The sequence below is a fragment of the Halorubrum miltondacostae genome, from assembly GCF_041379815.1.
Classification (GTDB): domain Archaea; phylum Halobacteriota; class Halobacteria; order Halobacteriales; family Haloferacaceae; genus Halorubrum; species Halorubrum miltondacostae.
This window is the reverse complement of record NZ_JBEDNY010000003.1, coordinates 280,950-296,281: the sequence shown is the minus strand read 5'-3', so window position 1 is coordinate 296,281 and position 15,332 is coordinate 280,950. Positions and strand designations below refer to the sequence as shown.

Here is a 15,332-nt window from a genome sequence, read left to right as displayed (position 1 = left end):
TCGTCCGCTACTCGTTGCGCGGGCTGCTCGGGTGATACCCCGTGTCGTACTCGCCCGGGTTCCCGTCGACGCGGTCGGGGTTGATCCGGCCGCCGAGCAGCATGAAGTCGAGCACGGTACAGTACAGCATCGCCTCGACGACGGGGACGGCCCGCGGCGGGAGGACGGGGTCGTGCCGCCCGACGACCTGGACTTCCTTCTCCTCGCCGGTCTCCCAGTCGGCCGACCGCTGCTTCTTCGGGATCGACGTGGGCGCGTGCCACGTCGCCTCGCCGTAGATGGGCTCGCCGGTCGTGATCCCACCCTGGAGCCCGCCGTGGTCGTTGCCCACGGGGACCGGGTCACCCTCTTCGCTCTCGACGTGGTCGAACGACTCGCCGTCGTCGAACGTCCAGTCCTCGTTGCGGTCGCTGCCCGCAACGTGCGTCGCGTCCTTTCCCAGCCCGTACTCGACGCCGGTGGTCGCCGGGATGGAGAACATTGCCTGCCCGAGGCGGGCGGGGAAGCTGTCGAAGCGCGGCGATCCGAGCCCGCGGGGGACGCCGCGGCACTCGAAGTAGATCGATCCCCCGATCGAGTCGCCCTCCTCTTGATACTCTTCGATCAGCTCCTGCATCTCCGCGGCCGCCTCGGGGTCGGCGCAGCGCACGTCGTTCTCCTCGCTGTGTTCGAGGATCTGCTCGAAGCTCACCGGGGCGGCCTCGACGTCGCCGATGCGGTTGACGTGCGCCTTGATCTCGACGTCGTGGTCGGAGGCGTCGAGCACCTGCTCGGCGACCGCGCCGGCCGCGACCCAGTTCACCGTCTCGCGCGCCGAGGAGCGCCCGCCGCCGCCCCAGTTGCGCGTGCCGAACTTCGCGGAGTAGGTGTAGTCGCCGTGCGAGGGGCGCGGCGCGGTGACGAACGGCTCGTACTTCCCCGAGCGGGCGTCCTTGTTCTGGATCACCATCCCGATGGGGGTGCCCGTGGTGTAGCCGTCCTGAACGCCGGAGTTGACGACGACCTCGTCGGGCTCGCCCCGCGAGGTGGTGATCATCGACTGGCCCGGCTTGCGCCGGTCGAGCTGCGCCTGGATCGCCTCCTCGTCGAGCTCGACGCCCGCGGGCACGCCGGAGACGGTGACGCCCATCGCGTCGCCGTGGCTCTCGCCGTAGGTCGTCAGCTGGAAGAGTCGGCCGAACCGGTTCCCGTTCATACTGTCACGTGTGGCCGGGGGCATATAGGGGTTGCAATCCGCGCAACGAGTGGGACCGCCCGCGCACCCGATCTCCCGCTTCCGGGCTCCGCGGTCAGGGCTCGGGCCGCTCCCCGAGCGTTACGTCGACGGTCTCCTCGTCGCCGCCGCGGACGACGGTGACGGCGACCGTGTCGCCGGGCGTCGTCTCCAGCGCGAGGTACTGCGAGAGGTCCGGGTTGTCCGCTACCGCCGCGTCGTCGAGCGCGACGATCACGTCGCCACCGGTGGGGACCGTCGCCCCGTCGACGGTCGTCTCCCCGTCCGACCCGCGGAGAGCGCCGTCGGCGGGGCCGCCGGGGACCACGTCTGCGACGTACACGCCGCTGGTGTCCGGGAGGTCGTTCCCGGCCGCGATTAGCGGGTCGACCGGCGCGACGCTGACGCCCATGTACGAGTGGTCGTACTCCCCGGTCTCGATCAGCGACGGAACGACCTCGTTCACGAGCCGGGCGGAGACGCCGAAGCCAACGTTGTCCCCGCGCGTCGCGGTCGCGACGCCGACGACCGTCCCGTCGAGGGTGACGATCGGACCGCCGCTGTTGCCGGGGTTCAGCGCGGCGTCAGTCTGGATTGCGTCCGCGATCGAGAAGCGCCCGGGCGCGGTCGACGCCGGGATCGTGCGGTCGCGACCGCTGACGATCCCCTGCGTGGCCGACCCCGACAGCCCGAGCGGCGCGCCGACGACCAACACCCGCGTCCCGACCGGCGGGAGTTCCCGCACCACCGGGAGCGGGTCCCCCGGGAGCTGGCCGTCGAGCTCGACGACCGCGAGGTCGCTGTACGGGTCACGGCCGACCAAGGAGGCGTTCACCCACGTCTCGTCCGTGGCCCGGACGCGGATCGCGTCCGGGTCGCCGATGACGTGGTCGTTCGTCACTAGGTGCGACTCGTCGTAGAGAAAGCCGGAGCCCTGTCCCGCGGGACCGCCCTCCTCGGAGCCGAAGACGGTATCGCGGCTCTCGACGTACGTCTGGACGCGCGCGACGGAGGGGACGACCGCGTCGTACACGGCGACGTAGTCGGGGTCGTCGACCGTCACCGGAGCGTCCACCTGCGGCGACGCTCCTGAGACGCCGTCGCTCGCCGGACCGCCGCTTTGTCCGAGACAGCCGGCCGCCGACGCGCCGGCGATCGCCGCGCTGAGGCCGAGAAATTCGCGTCGGGTGCGTCTCATGGCACTCAGTAGGCGTCCCACTCGATTAAGCGATCGGCCGGCCGAGATCCGGGACGGGAAACCGGCCGAGCCGTCCCGATGAGTCGGTTGAGTCCAGTGGTTTCCCGGGCCGACGCGCGACCGATGAGGGTATGTAACGGGAACGCGTTGGTGGGGGCGTGCGCGATCGCCTCACCTCCGACCTCGGCGTGTACGCTCTCTCGGGGCTGTTCTCGCTCGTCGTCTTCGCTTTCGCCCTCTGGATCCTCTCGCGGACGCTCCCCGGCGGGCTCGCGAGCCGACAGCTCGGGGGACTGATCGTCGGGTACCTGCTGTTCGTCGGCGTCTACACGACGGCGTGGTTCATCTACACCGGGATCGACAGCCGCGAAGAGGTCTGACCGGCGAGTCGCGGCCGCCGGCCGCTCCCGTTTCAGAAGCGACCGGATCCGCCTGCCGAACCGTTTTCACGCCGCCGCGCGACGGGGTGCGTATGACTCGGGACACCATCGCTTTCGACGTCGACGGCCGGGGCGTGGCGACGATCACCGTCGACCGCCCCGAACAGCTCAACGCGCTCACCGCCGAGACGCTCAAAGCCATCGAGGACGCGCTCGACGACGCCGCGGATCGCGACGCGCGGGCCCTCGTGATCGCCGGCGCGGGCGACGAGGCGTTCGTCGCCGGCGCGGACATCTCGCACATGGTCGACCTGTCGACGCCCGAGGCGCAGGCGTACGCCGAGCTCGGCCACCGCGTCGCGGACGCGATCGAGACGTTCCCCGCGCCGACGGTCGCCGCGATCGACGGCTACGCCTTCGGCGGCGGCTGCGAGCTCGCCTTGGCCTGCGATCTGCGGGTCGCCGCCGAGAGCGCGGTGCTCGGCCAGACCGAGATCGACCTGGGGATCATCCCGGGCTGGGGCGGCACGCAGCGCCTCCCGGCACTCGTCGGCGACGAGGTCGCCCGCCGGCTGATCTTCCTCGGCGAGCGCATCGACGCGGGCGAGGCCGCCGAGGTCGGCTTCGTCGGCGAGGTCGTCGCGGACGACGCCTTCGACGACCGGATCGACGAGCTGGCGGGCGAGCTGGCCGCGAACCCCGCGACCGCGCTGCGCGCGGCGAAGGAGGCGCTGAACGCGGCCGGCGAGGGGTCGGCTGCGACCGGGCTCGCCTTAGAGCGCCGGGCGTGGGCCGGGCTGTTCGGGACGCACGACCAGCGCGAGGGGATGGCCGCGTTCTTGGAGGAGCGCGAGCCCGAGTTCGAGTGATCCCGAACTTCGGCGACAAGTACGACGCCGACGCCCTCTTCTCGCCCGCCGACGCCGTCGGCGCGCAGGGCGACGGCCTGCCGGACGTGCCGCCGGCCGTCGTGCTCGGCTATCAGTCCGACCTCACCGACGCGGTGCGGGAGCGGAGCGACGACCACGTCGAGGTCGTCAGGGGCCAGCGCGTGGACCTGCTCTCGGAGGCGGTCGGGTACGTCGCGGTCCACGAGTCGGGCATCGGCGCGCCGGTGACCGCGATCGTCGCGGAGAACGTCGTCGCCGCCGGCGCGGAAGCGGTCGCGATGCTCGGTGGCGGCGCAGCGCTCCAGCCGGAGATCGACCCGGACGCGGCCGTCCTCCCGACCGACGCGATCCGCGACGAGGGCGTCTCGCACCACTACCTCCCGCCCGCCGAGCCGGTGACCGCGACCGCGTCGCTTGTCGACGAACTCGACGCGTCGCTCTCGCGCGCCGGTTTCGACACGCCTCGCGGGACGACGTGGACGACGAGCGCAATGTACCGCGAGACGGTACCCGAGGTCGAACGCTACCGCGAGGAGGGCGTCGTAACTCTCTGTATGGAGTCGGCCGCGCTGTGGGCGGTGGCCGAGTACCGCGACGCGGACGCCGCGACAGTCCACGAGATCGGTGACTACCTCGCGCCCGACGAGTGGGTACCAGAGGCGGACGCCGACCGCGGGCTCCCGGAGATGCTCGGACCGACAGTGGAGGCGCTGGCGCGGCACGTGGACGCGCGCTGAGCCAGAGCGGCATCGCACGGCGTTCGGTGCTGTGCCCGGCCGCGCCCCGTGCGACCGAGGTCCACGGAACCCCGGGATCGCCACGCTTTATTAATCGCCGCGAGTACCCGCGGCATGGACCAGTTGCGGCAGTCGCTCCTCGACGCGCCGATCATCGAGAAAGGCGAGTACCAGTACTTCGTCCACCCGATCAGCGACGGCGTTCCCATGCTCGAACCGGAGCTGCTCCGGGAGATCGTCATCCGGATCATCCGGAAGGCGGAGTTAGAGAACGTCGACAAGATCGTCACCCCCGCGGCGATGGGGATCCACATCTCCACCGCGCTCTCGCTGATGACCGACATCCCGCTGGTCGTCATCCGCAAGCGCCAGTACGGCCTCGACGGCGAGGTTCCGCTGTTCCAGGAGACCGGCTACTCCGAGTCGGAAATGTACATCAACGACGTGGAGGAGGGCGACCGCGTGCTCGTCCTGGACGACGTGCTCTCGACCGGCGGCACGATGAAGGCCATCCTCGACGCGCTCACCGACGAGGTCGGCGCGGACGTCGTCGACGTCGTCGCCGTCATCAAGAAGGCGGGCGAGAACGAGCTCGACGACACCGACTACAACGTGAAGACGCTGATCAATGTCACCGTCGAGGACGGTGAGGTCGTCGTCGTCGACGCGCAGGGCGACGAATAAGTCGTAATTCCCGGATCGGCGTACGACGCGGCCGACTTTTCACCAGATTATCTGTAAGCGATCGATCGTAGCTACGCGGACCTCTCTAAAGCCCCGGCCGCCCCTTCGAGTCTCACCCCTCACAGCGACCGCGCCCCACGCCTCCCCAGCCTCGCCGTTCGCTCGGGCTCCCTTCGGTCGCCCGCCGCTCACGGCGTCCCTCGCACGCGCCCCTCGCGGCCGCCGGTGGCGGCCGCTCGGCGGCGCGCGCCGACCGCGGCGCAGCGTCGATGTATAAACTTCGCGCCGCCCTTCGTCGCTGCCGGGCGCGGGCGGCTTTTATATCGCGGTCGTCAATGGCGGACCACACATGACCAGCGCGTTGTTCGTCGTGAGCGAGGAAGGGTACTGGGCCGAGGAGTGTATCGAGCCGCTGACGACTCTGGAGAGCGAGGGCGTCGACGTGACCGTCGCGACGCCGTCGGGGTCGCCGCCGGTCGTCGACGAGCGCTCGCTCGACCCCGAGGCCGCGGGCGGCGAGGAGCGAGTCGCGGAGCTCCGCGAGGTCGACGAGGAGCACCCCGAACTGAACGATCCGGAACCGATCGCGACCGTCGACGCCGACGGCTACGACGCGGTCGTCTTCCCCGGCGGCCATGGCACCGTCTGGGACGTGAACCAGGACCGCCACGCCCGGCAGCTGCTGCTCGACGCGGTCGCGGGCGACGACGGCGTCGCCCTCGTCGTCTGTCACGCGGTCGGCATCCTCGGGTTCACGCGCGAGGCCGACGGGACGCCGCTCGTCGAGGGGCGCGCCGTCACCGGCTTCCCGAACGACTGGGAGGACGGCATCGTCGACGACCACGACGTGATGCCGGACGGCCGGAAGCTCCCGTACTGGGTCGAAGACGAGGTCCGGCTGGCGGGCGCCGATTGGGACGCCGAACTCGACGCCGACACGAGCGTCACCGTCGACGGCGACCTGATCACGGCCCGCGGCCCGGAGTCGTCGGCCGCCGCGGCCGCGACGCTACTCGACGAGTTCTGAGCGCGCCGGCAGCGTCAAGTCGATCCGAACCGACTGCCGTCGGCCAGCGACACCGTGACGAACGCGACGGCGCTCGCGGCGACGCCGGGGACGACCGGGTCGAGCGCCGTCAGCGGGCCGAGCGCGCCGACCGTCCAGACTTCGGTGAGGACCTGCCACGCCGTCGCGGTGACGAACCCGACGACGACGCCGGCGAGGGCCCCGCCTCTCGTGGCCGCGTCCCAGTGAAGCCCGCCGAGGACGGGCACGAACAGCGTCGATCCGAGCACGGACGTGTAGAGCGCGACGATGAGCTGGACCACCCCGCCCAACGGGCCGGGGTTGACGGCGAGAGCGGCGGGGACGACCGCCGCGCCGACGGTCGCGATCCGGCTGACTCGTCGCACGCGCGCCGGTGTCGGCTCCGGGACGAGGCCCAGGGCCGGCAGCGTCCGCTCGTAGATGTCGTGAGCCACGGCCGCCGACGTGACCAGCAGCACCGAGTCGACGGTGCTGAGCACCGCGGCGACGATCGCACCGAGCAACAGTAGGCCGACCCCGGGACCGAACAGGTCGAGCGCGAGCCGGACGACGGACGCGTCCGGATCGGCCAGCCCGGGGAACCGGACGCGCGCGAGCAGCCCCAGCGTCAGGATACACACGGCGATGACGGCCTGAATCGCGATGGAGATCGGGATCGCTCGTTTGACCGTCTCCGGGTCTCGCATGGCGTAGACCCGCGAGAGTTCGTACGGAGCCACCGCGATGCCGAACCCGAACGACAGCGCCAGCCCGGTCGTGAGCCCGGGCGCCGAGGTGCCCGACAGCAACGCCGGGTCGATAGCCGCGGCCGCGTCGACGAGCGCGCCCGCGCCCCCCGTCTCGGCGACTCCGACGACGGCCGCCGCCGCGACGCCGATGAGGAGGGCCGTGACCTGAACCGCGTCCGAGTAGATGCTCAGCCGCATCCCACCGACGAGCGTGTACGAGAGCGCGACCGCGGCGAACGCCACGATGCCGAGGACCCGCGGCACGCCGAAGACGGCGTCGAGGACGACCGCCCCGGCGACGTACTGGGCGGTCGTGTACACGAGGTAGATGACGCTGACGAGGGCCGCGGTCGTCCCGCCGACCACCTCGTTGTCGCCGTCGAAGCGCGCCGAGAGGAACTCCGAGACGGTGATCCCGCCGCGGGCGCGCAGGTGCGGCCCCACGAACAGCAGCGACGTGACCCAGCCGGCCCAGATACCGAGCCACACCAGCCCGAAGCTCACGCCCACGGCGTAGTGGATCCCGATCGTCCCGATGAGCGTCCCCGCGCTGACTTGCGTCGCGGTCAGCGACATTGCGCCGAACACGCTCCCAATCCGGCGATCGGCCGCGTAGAACGACTCGGCGTTCGACGCGTCGGCCTCGCTGTGTGCCTTCGAGGAGCCGATCACGCCATCAACCTCCCCGAGCGAATTAATAAGTGATGCCCTCAGTTTCGCGGCAAAATAGTCCGATACTATATACAATAGTTATTAAACGATCGCGTCTCGTGTGAACACATGTCTATGGCCGACCGGCCGCCGATACGCGTCCTCTGCGTGGACGACGAGCCGGGGTTCGCGACGCTTACCGCGGACATCTTGGACCAACAGCACGACGACATCAGGGCCGTCGGCGTCACCTCCGCCGAGGCGGCGCTGGACCGACTCGACGAGTCGACGTTCGACTGCGTGGTCAGCGACTACGATATGCCCGACGTCGACGGCCTCGAACTGCTCGACGCCGTCCGCGAGCGCTACCCGTCGAAGCCGTTCATCCTGTTCACCGGGCGCGGCAGCGAGGCCATCGCGAGCGAGGCGATCTCCTCGGGCGTCTCCGACTACCTCCAGAAGACGGGCGGCAAAGAGCAGTACGAACTCCTCGCGAACCGGATCAGGACGTGCGTCACGCGACTCAGGGAACGACGGGACCGCGAGCGCGTCGAGGACTGGTACTCGCAGCTGTTCGAACAGCGGCTGATCGGCGCGGGGCTGTCACAGGACCGGAGCTTCAAGCTGGCGAACCGCCGCCTCGCCGAGATGCTCGGGATGCGGCGCGACGAACTCGTGGGCGAATCGGTGTCGTCGATCGTCGCCCCGCACGACCGGGACCGAGTGGTCCGGGCGATCCGACGGCGAGAGTCCGGCGACGACGACCGCGTCAGATACACGGTCGACCTCCTGGCGGCGGACGGCTCTACGTTTCAGGCGACGGTGGTCGGGAGCCGCGTCACCTACCGGGGCGAGCCCGCGATCCTCGGGCTCATCCAGCCGACCGGCGCGGACGAGGCGGCGGCCCCCCAGGCGGTCCGGAGCCGCGTTGAGGCCGCGAGCCGGATCCTCTCGCGCCCGCCGTCGGAACTGGACGCCCAGCTCCTGTCGACCGCGAACACGCACTTCGCCGAGGTCCTCGAAGCGCTCGACACCGGCGACTCGTCGCCGGCCACCCCCGATTCGACCCGCCCCGTACAGCTCTCCGACGCCGTCGGCGAAGCGGTGTCACAGAGCGGCCTCTCGGGGACGGCGACTGTGACGGTGGAACCGGACGGGTCCGTCGACCGCGACCGTGCGACCGTCGTCCTCGCCGTCCGAAACATCCTCCAAGCCGCGCTAGGGGAGGAGGTCGACGCGGTGGCGATCGACGCCCGAACGACGGCCGACGGCTTCCGAGTGCTCGTTCGCGACCCGCGGTCCGAGTCCGCGGAGGAGTGCTGCGTCGCCGAACTACCGTTCGACGTCGGCCTCGCCGGCGACGCGATGTACGGGATCGACCTGTTCATGCGGCGGATTCCGGGCGGCGTTCGCTGCGACGCGGTCGTCGCGGCGCAGTGAGCCGCTGACCGACCGCTCAGCGGATCACGAACGCCGGTTCCTCGATCCGCTCGCTCTTACACTCGGGGCACCGCGACGGCTCGTTGACCGGATCGTCGAAGCCGTCGAACCCGCAGTCGCGACAGGTCGGCGGCGCGACGAGGAACTCCTCGTCTGCGTCGCCGTTGCCCGCTTCGGATCCGCTCTCGTCGGCGACGGACCGCGAGACGTGTTCGAGGTGCTCGTATACCGTCGGCGTCGGCAGCGACAGCGTCGCCGCGAGGTCGCTCGCCGTCCGCGGCTCCTCCCGGAGCGCGTCGGCAATCCGCTGGCGGGTCGTCTCCATGCGCCGCCTTCGCCCCGCGCCGGCTAAAACGGCCCGGGACGCCGCCGGCGCACCACCCGGCGGTGACGCGGGCACAAGAGGTATGTCACCGGGGTGAGACGGAGGAGTATGAAAGCTGTCGTACTCGCAGGTGGCTACGCGACCAGACTCTGGCCGATCACCGAGCACCGGCCGAAGATGTTCCTCCCGGTCGGCGAGAACACCGTCATCGACGAGATATTCGAGGACTTGGAGGCGGACGACCGGGTGAACGAGGTGTTCGTCTCGACGAACGAGCGCTTCGCCGACACGTTCGCCGACTACCTCGACGAGAGTCCCTTCGAGAAGCCGACGCTGTCGGTCGAGGAGACGGTCGAGGAGGACGAGAAGTTCGGCGTCGTGGGGGCGCTCGAACAGCTCATCGAGCGCGAAGAGGTCGACGACGACCTGATCGTCGTCGCGGGCGATAACATGATCAGCTTCGATCTCGGCGACTTCGCGGACTTCTTTGAGGACAAGGGGACGCCGACGCTGGCGGCCTACGATGTCGGCGACCGCGAGCGCGCGAAGTCGTACGGGCTCGTCCAGCTGGAGGGCGACGAGGTGATCGACTTCCAAGAGAAGCCCGACCATCCGGAGTCGACGCTCGTCTCCATCGCCTGCTACGGGTTCCCCGCCGGGACGCTCCCGAAGCTCACGACCTACCTCGAAAACGGCCAGAACCCGGACGAGCCAGGCTGGTTCCTCCAGTGGCTCCAGGAGCGCGGGGCGGTCAACGCGTTCACCTTTGACGGCGCGTGGTTCGACATCGGCACCGCCGACAGCTACCTCGACGCGGTCGAGTACGCGCTCGACGGCGGGACGCTCGTCGCCGACGGCGCGACCGTCGAGGGCAGCGACCTGGGCGACGTCGTCCACGTGATGGACGGCGCGACGGTGACCGACTCGACGCTCGACCGCGCCGTCGTCTTCCCGGACGCGACGATCGGCGACTCCGAGATCCGCAACTCCGTGATCGACACGGGCGCGACCCTGACGGGCGTCGACCTCTCCGGCGCGCTGATCGGCTCGTACACCTCGATCACCGAGGGCGACGACTTCTAGCGGGAGTCGCCGCGGCCGCCGCCGGTCGTCGGGCTCGGTTCTCGGAGCCTGCTCACTCGTCGGTCCCGGCCTGCGCGTGCGTGTGGTGGTAGCAGTCGAACGCGGGGTCGCCGCCGTCGGTCGCGGGGTAGAAACAGACCCGCTGGTAGCGCTCGTTGTCCAGTAGGTTCGCGACGAAGCCGCCGGTGTGTCGCGAAACCGAGTCGTACGGGTCGCCGCAGGCGGGACAGCTCGCCGGCGGGTCCTCGGGGACGTACATACGGCGTGTCGGTCGACGCTACGCTCCCGAGCCGGAAAACGGCCGCGGCGGGGGTCGGCGACCGTGGCGGCTCAGGAGCCGTTCGACCCGTCGCCGCTCCCGCCTTCGACGCCCAGCGCGTCGAACAGCTTCCGCCGGACCGCCTCCTCGGTGAGGTGGAGCAGCGTGTCGCGGTTCTCGCCGCTCGCCTCGATGCCCGTGAAGATGCCGAGCGGGATCTCGAGCGACCCCTGCGTGGAGTGGCCCGCCGCGTCGCCCATCTCCGAGAACGCCTCGTCGAGCACGTTACCGATGTTCAGCCGGATGTCCTTCGAGCGGGCCGCGAGGTAGATCCTGTCGTCGGCGATCCCCAGCACGGCCGTCGTCGTGATCCCCTCTAGGTTGAGGAGGTGTTGGGCCGCCTGCGCGAGCGCCTCGCGGTCGCGGATGAACCCGGCCGTCGAGAAGAGGTGGCTCCCCTGGACCTCGCGGTTCTGGATCGCCTCCGCGAGCACGTCGAGCGTCTCCGGGCTCATCGACGGCGACTCCACCTGCTCGAGCGTGTCGTGGTTCGCGAACGGGTGGAGGTACGCGGCGGCGGTCAGGTCCGCGGGGGTCGTGTCCCGCTTGAAGTCCAGCGTCTCGGCGCGGATCCCGTAGAGGAGCGCGGTCGCGACCGCCTCCGAGGGCGACTGGTCGAACTCCTGGAGATACTTCGTGAGGATCGTCGACGTCGAGGAGACGTTGGTCCGCACGTCGACGAACCGCGCGTCGAACGGCACCTCGGCCTCCAAGTGGTCGAGGTAGATGTCGACTGAGGCGTCGAGATCGAGGTCCTCCGCGGCGGCTTTCGCGAGGTCGACGGCCGCGACCGTCGCGTACTCCGCGAGCGGCGGGGCCTCGCTGCGGGCAAGCAGGTCGATCCCGAGCAGGTTGACGAACGCCCGGTTCTCCTGGTGGCCGACGTCGCCGGAGTAGATGATGTCGGCGTCGACGCCGAACGCCTCCGCGATCGCTTGGAGCGCGGTCGCGGACGCAATCGAGTCCGGCTCCGGGTTGTCGTGGGTGAGGATCGCCATCCGGTCGCCGCCCTCTTCGATGATCTCCGCCAGCTGGCGGGCCATGTACTCCAGCTCGCCCGTCTCCAACGACTGGAGCGCGCTGTCGGCGATCACCGTCGAGGGGTTGATCACGACGTCCGCGCCGCGTTCGCGCAGCTCGTCCTCGCTGACCGGGTCGGAGGCCCGGGCGACGAGGTAGTGGTCGCCGCCGGTCTCCCTGACCGCCGAGACGGCGGCCTTGTTTGCCTCCACGTCGCTGGCGAGGATCAGCACGATGTCGCGGTCGGCGAGCTCGTCGACGACGTCCGGCTCGGCGATGTCTTGGACGCGCGCGTTGAGGTCCTGGTCGCGGAGCGCCTCGACCCGGCTCTCGTCGCGGTCGAGGATGAGGACGTCCTTGCCGCGCTCGGTCAGTTCCTCCGCGACGGCGTGGCCGACGCTTCCGCAGCCGAGAATGGCGTATCGGGTCCGCGCGGATCCGGATGCCCCACTACTCATTGGAGGGAATTCCGCGGCACGACACTTAACGAGTGCGCTCTCGGCGTTGCCCCCGTCGACGGGGCCGGAAATCCGGCGCCTCCGGCGCCGGAGAAGCGTTCACGACTCCGGACGCGAGACCGTCGCACTCGTGCGATTCCACTGCGGTCCGTTGAGCGCCGACGGGGTCGAATGAAAAGGCCTTTTAGCGTGACCCGGGTACGAACTTGTGAGGGCCGGTAGCTCAGTTAGGGAGAGCGACGGACTCTTAATCCGTCGGTCGCGTGTTCAAATCGCGCCCGGCCCGCTCCTTCGTTGTTGCCGCCGTTCACCCCGCAGCGTAGCCGTTTTTGTTGGGTTCGAGACGGCGCCGTTGGCTCACCGTCGACCCTCGTAGCCGCAACCGCCTGTCTTCGGAGCCGCGACCGTCTTCCTTTGGAGTCGCGATTATCAGTCGCGAAGCCGCAGCACCGACTTCTCCTTCCCGTGCGACTCGATCATCACGTCCGATTCGGCCCGGAGCCACTCCGGAACGCTCGCGACGTGGCGCGCGTGTTTCTGCGGCGCCGCCTCCGGATCGCCGTGGAGCCGCGCCGGCTCCGAGTAGTGCGTGATCGGCCTGACGTCGCCCCACGTCTCGCGGGCCGCTTCGAACCCCTCGCGGTACGTGTGACCGCGGTCGGTGAAGGCGTGGTGGTGGTAGTCGAACGTCACCGGAATCCCGGCGTCGGACGCGACCGCGTCGACGAGTTCGGTGACGCCGAACAGCGACTCCTTGTCGTCGTTCTCGACAACCAGCCGATCCCTGGCGGGCGGCGCGAGGTCAGTCACGACGTCGCAGAACCGGTCCGCCGTGGCCGCCTTGTCGCCGTAGTGCGCGCCGATGTGGACGTTGATGGCGTGTCGCGGCGACCGTGGCAAGTCCATCAGGTCGAGCCAGCGCCCGTGGTGTTCGACCGACTCGACCGACCGCGCGACCGTGTCGCTCGACTCGCTCGCCAGCTTACACCAGTGGCTCGGGTGGAAGGTGAGCCGCATGTCGTTCGACCGGACGATCTCGCCGCAGTCGGTCGCGATAGATCGGACGCGCTCGTAGTTCGGGAGCTCGTCGAGTTCGAACTGCGAGTTCCACGGGACGAGCGTGGAGCTACACCGGTAAAAGTCGACGTCGCGGTCGCGGTTCCACCGCAGGATCGCCCGCAGGTCCTCGAAGTTCCGCTCGGCGAGTTCGGCGACGCGCTCGATCCCCTCGGCCTCCCACGTCCGCTTGCGGATGTCCCGGTTACAGCGCCGCGGCGGGTCGCGCTCGCGGAGCGTCCGGTTCATCGCGGCGTATCCGAGCATGACCGACCGTTCGGGCGCCGAGGGTTAGACGCGTTCGGTGCGTCCGGCCGTCCGACCGCGTCCGCGTAACCGTCTTGTGCGACACGGGCGTACATGTCGCCGTACCGACCTGCTGGGGGCGACCGAACGCGACGGCCGTTCGGACGCGGCGGCGGGTGGACGACTATGGGACAGGAGACCTTGGACGGCGTCGACATCACCGCGCTGCGGACGGAGTACGACCGGAAGGTCAACCGCGAGCTTCCGGCGCGGGCCAGGGACGCGGGCGACTGGCCGATCCGCGAGGACCACTGCTTCGCCCGCGTCGCGCTCGACAACGCGTTCGGCGGTCGGTGGGACGAGCACGTCTCGGGACGGCCGGCGTATAGACACCTCTCGGCCAACGAGTTGGAGGCGGCGATCGCGGTCGCGGACGCGATGCTCGCGGAGGGACGCCCCGCGGTCGAGCGGTACGACGAGCGGTCGCTCGCGTGGCGCGACGAGCCCTGACCGCAACGCGCCACAGCCCGCCGCTCGGGTCACCGTCGGCGGTCGCTCACGAACGGCTCAACGCTTTTGACCGAGCGGCGCCGACGATCGCCCATGAAACGAAACGTCGGCCGGATCGACGCGGTCGCGCGGATCGTCGGGGGCGTCGCCATCGGGGTCCTCGCGCTCCTCGTCGCGACGACGGACGTCAGCGTGCCGGTCGTCTCGGGCGTCGGACTCGCGATCGCCGGCGCCGTGCTCGTCGTCGAGGGCGCGACGCGCCGGTGCCTGCTCTACCGCGCGCTCGGGATCGACCGCTGTCCGGTGGACTGACCGCCGAGCAATCGCCCGCCGGATCGTCACCCGCCGTCCGCCGCCGCGTCGCGCTCGGGCGCCGCCGCTAGGGGCGGCTCGACGCCGAGCAGGTCCGCGCTCACCGTCCACAGCCGGCGGGCGGCGGTCTCGTCCCGGGCCGCGCGCGACGGCGCCGTCGGCTCTCGATCCGCAAAGTATCGCCCAGAAACGGTCGCCGTCTCCGGCGACACGGCCGGCACGAGCAGTTCGGCGGCTCCTTCGGCGACGCTCGTCACCAACGGGAGGCCGTCGAGCGCCCCCAGCACGCGCGAGACCGGTCCCGGGAGGAACCGGCTGAAGCCGCTGCCCGGGATCGCGCCGGGGTGGACGCTGTTCGAGGTGATGTCGCGGTCGGCCGCGTCGAGGCGGTCGGCGAGTTCAGCCGCGAACAGCACGTTCGCGAGCTTCGAGTGGCCGTACGCCCACGTCGCCGAGTACCCGTCGACCGTCCGTACCCGCGTGAGGTCGAGCTCCGAGCCGCGGTGCGCGGCCGACGCCGTGGTGACGACCCGCGCGCCCGGTCGGAGGTGGTCGAGCAGCTCCGCCGTCAGCAGATACGGGGAGAGGTGGTTGACGTGGAACGTGTACTCGACGCCGAGGTCGGTCAGCCGTCCGTCGCGGAAGAACCCGCCGGCGTTGTTGATCAGCAGGTCGAGACCGTCCGTCTCGCGGCGGACGGTCGCGGCCAGCTCGCGCACCGAGTCGGGGTCGGCGAAGTCCGCGCGGACGAAGCGGCCGTCGGCGCCGACGGCCGCGAGCGCTTCGACGACGGCCTCTCCGGCCTCCCGGTCCCGGCCGTGGACGATCACGTCGGCGCCGAGCCGCCCTAGGGCGAGCGCCGCGGCGCGACCGATCCCGCTCGTCGAGCCGGTCACGAGCGCCTGGCGGCCGCGACAGTCGACGTCCGCCACGCTCGCGATGTGCTCCGGATCGTTTGTCATACCGATCGTTGAGCCTGGACGCACTTGAGCGCGGCCACGGTCGGACCGCCGCGCCTGGCGGCCGGACGCGAC

17 protein-coding genes and 1 tRNA gene are annotated in these 15,332 nt (G+C 70.5%); 10 read left to right on the top strand and 8 right to left on the bottom strand.

Annotated features, from left to right (window positions below):
• Positions 1-7: 7 nt before the first annotated feature.
• Positions 8-1,195: a chorismate synthase gene (gene aroC / locus ABNG04_RS10490; RefSeq protein ID WP_371162370.1), complete on the bottom strand. Its 1,188-nt coding sequence runs from the start codon at positions 1,193-1,195 to the stop codon at positions 8-10.
• Positions 1,196-1,289: 94 nt separating this feature from the next.
• The gene (locus tag ABNG04_RS10485) at positions 1,290-2,411 is read right to left on the bottom strand and encodes a S1C family serine protease (RefSeq protein ID WP_371162369.1); all 1,122 of its coding nucleotides are present in this window, start codon (positions 2,409-2,411) and stop codon (positions 1,290-1,292) included.
• Positions 2,412-2,569: 158 nt separating this feature from the next.
• Between ABNG04_RS10485 and ABNG04_RS10480 the strand changes: the two genes are divergently transcribed.
• The 5 genes from ABNG04_RS10480 (at position 2,570) to ABNG04_RS10460 (ending at position 6,129) form a co-directional block, all read left to right on the top strand.
• The gene (locus ABNG04_RS10480) at positions 2,570-2,791 is read left to right on the top strand and encodes a hypothetical protein (protein ID WP_371162368.1); all 222 of its coding nucleotides are present in this window, start codon (positions 2,570-2,572) and stop codon (positions 2,789-2,791) included.
• A gap of 92 nt (positions 2,792-2,883) precedes the next feature.
• On the top strand, positions 2,884-3,660 hold the full coding sequence (locus tag ABNG04_RS10475) for an enoyl-CoA hydratase/isomerase family protein (protein WP_371162367.1): 777 nt from the start codon (positions 2,884-2,886) through the stop codon (positions 3,658-3,660).
• The gene (locus tag ABNG04_RS10470) at positions 3,657-4,418 is read left to right on the top strand and encodes a phosphorylase family protein (protein ID WP_371162366.1); all 762 of its coding nucleotides are present in this window, start codon (positions 3,657-3,659) and stop codon (positions 4,416-4,418) included. Before ABNG04_RS10475 ends, ABNG04_RS10470 begins: the two co-directional genes overlap by 4 nt.
• Positions 4,419-4,532: 114 nt before the next feature.
• The gene (gene hpt / locus ABNG04_RS10465) at positions 4,533-5,102 is read left to right on the top strand and encodes a hypoxanthine/guanine phosphoribosyltransferase (RefSeq protein ID WP_371162365.1); all 570 of its coding nucleotides are present in this window, start codon (positions 4,533-4,535) and stop codon (positions 5,100-5,102) included.
• Positions 5,103-5,451: 349 nt separating this feature from the next.
• Positions 5,452-6,129, top strand: a complete 678-nt coding sequence (locus ABNG04_RS10460; protein ID WP_371162364.1) for a DJ-1/PfpI family protein — start codon at positions 5,452-5,454, stop codon at positions 6,127-6,129.
• Positions 6,130-6,143: 14 nt separating this feature from the next.
• Here ABNG04_RS10460 and ABNG04_RS10455 read toward each other — a convergent pair whose 3' ends face one another.
• Entirely contained in the window at positions 6,144-7,550 is a 1,407-nt protein-coding gene (locus ABNG04_RS10455; protein ID WP_371162363.1) for a sodium:solute symporter family protein, read from the bottom strand.
• A 108-nt stretch (positions 7,551-7,658) separates the two neighbouring features.
• On the opposite strand from ABNG04_RS10455, the gene ABNG04_RS10450 reads away from it, so the two are divergent.
• Positions 7,659-8,969 carry a response regulator gene (locus ABNG04_RS10450; RefSeq protein WP_371162362.1) on the top strand — a complete coding sequence of 437 codons (1,311 nt, stop codon included), beginning with the start codon at positions 7,659-7,661 and terminating at the stop codon, positions 8,967-8,969.
• A 16-nt stretch (positions 8,970-8,985) separates the two neighbouring features.
• Here the strand turns inward: ABNG04_RS10450 and ABNG04_RS10445 are convergent, their stop codons facing one another.
• Positions 8,986-9,294, bottom strand: coding sequence for a transcriptional regulator (locus ABNG04_RS10445; RefSeq protein WP_371162361.1), 309 nt, complete (start codon positions 9,292-9,294; stop codon positions 8,986-8,988).
• Positions 9,295-9,402: 108 nt separating this feature from the next.
• Here ABNG04_RS10445 and ABNG04_RS10440 point away from each other — a divergent pair, with 108 nt between their 5' ends.
• Positions 9,403-10,377, top strand: coding sequence for a nucleotidyltransferase family protein (locus tag ABNG04_RS10440; protein WP_371162360.1), 975 nt, complete (start codon positions 9,403-9,405; stop codon positions 10,375-10,377).
• Positions 10,378-10,429: 52 nt separating this feature from the next.
• On the opposite strand, the gene ABNG04_RS10435 is transcribed toward ABNG04_RS10440, so the two are convergent.
• Both ABNG04_RS10435 and ABNG04_RS10430 read right to left on the bottom strand, forming a co-directional pair.
• Positions 10,430-10,636 carry a DUF8145 family protein gene (locus tag ABNG04_RS10435; protein ID WP_371162359.1) on the bottom strand — a complete coding sequence of 69 codons (207 nt, stop codon included), beginning with the start codon at positions 10,634-10,636 and terminating at the stop codon, positions 10,430-10,432.
• A 71-nt stretch (positions 10,637-10,707) separates the two neighbouring features.
• Positions 10,708-12,174, bottom strand: coding sequence for a DHH family phosphoesterase (locus ABNG04_RS10430; protein ID WP_371162358.1), 1,467 nt, complete (start codon positions 12,172-12,174; stop codon positions 10,708-10,710).
• A gap of 212 nt (positions 12,175-12,386) precedes the next feature.
• Between ABNG04_RS10430 and ABNG04_RS10425 the strand changes: the two genes are divergently transcribed.
• Positions 12,387-12,460: transfer RNA gene (locus ABNG04_RS10425), tRNA-Lys, on the top strand.
• Positions 12,461-12,603: 143 nt separating this feature from the next.
• Here ABNG04_RS10425 and uvsE read toward each other — a convergent pair.
• On the bottom strand, positions 12,604-13,497 hold the full coding sequence (gene uvsE / locus ABNG04_RS10420) for a UV DNA damage repair endonuclease UvsE (protein WP_371162357.1): 894 nt from the start codon (positions 13,495-13,497) through the stop codon (positions 12,604-12,606).
• A 165-nt stretch (positions 13,498-13,662) separates the two neighbouring features.
• Here uvsE and ABNG04_RS10415 point away from each other — a divergent pair, with 165 nt between their 5' ends.
• Together ABNG04_RS10415 and ABNG04_RS10410 are read left to right on the top strand one after the other, a co-directional pair.
• Entirely contained in the window at positions 13,663-13,986 is a 324-nt protein-coding gene (locus ABNG04_RS10415) for a hypothetical protein (RefSeq protein ID WP_371162356.1), read from the top strand.
• Positions 13,987-14,079: 93 nt separating this feature from the next.
• Positions 14,080-14,298 (top strand): YgaP family membrane protein, encoded by a 219-nt coding sequence (locus ABNG04_RS10410; protein WP_371162355.1) that lies wholly within the window; start codon positions 14,080-14,082, stop codon positions 14,296-14,298.
• A 26-nt stretch (positions 14,299-14,324) separates the two neighbouring features.
• Here ABNG04_RS10410 and ABNG04_RS10405 read toward each other — a convergent pair whose 3' ends face one another.
• Complete coding sequence (locus ABNG04_RS10405; RefSeq protein ID WP_371162354.1) at positions 14,325-15,260, bottom strand: SDR family NAD(P)-dependent oxidoreductase; 936 nt, start codon at positions 15,258-15,260, stop codon at positions 14,325-14,327.
• Positions 15,261-15,332: the final 72 nt, after the last annotated feature.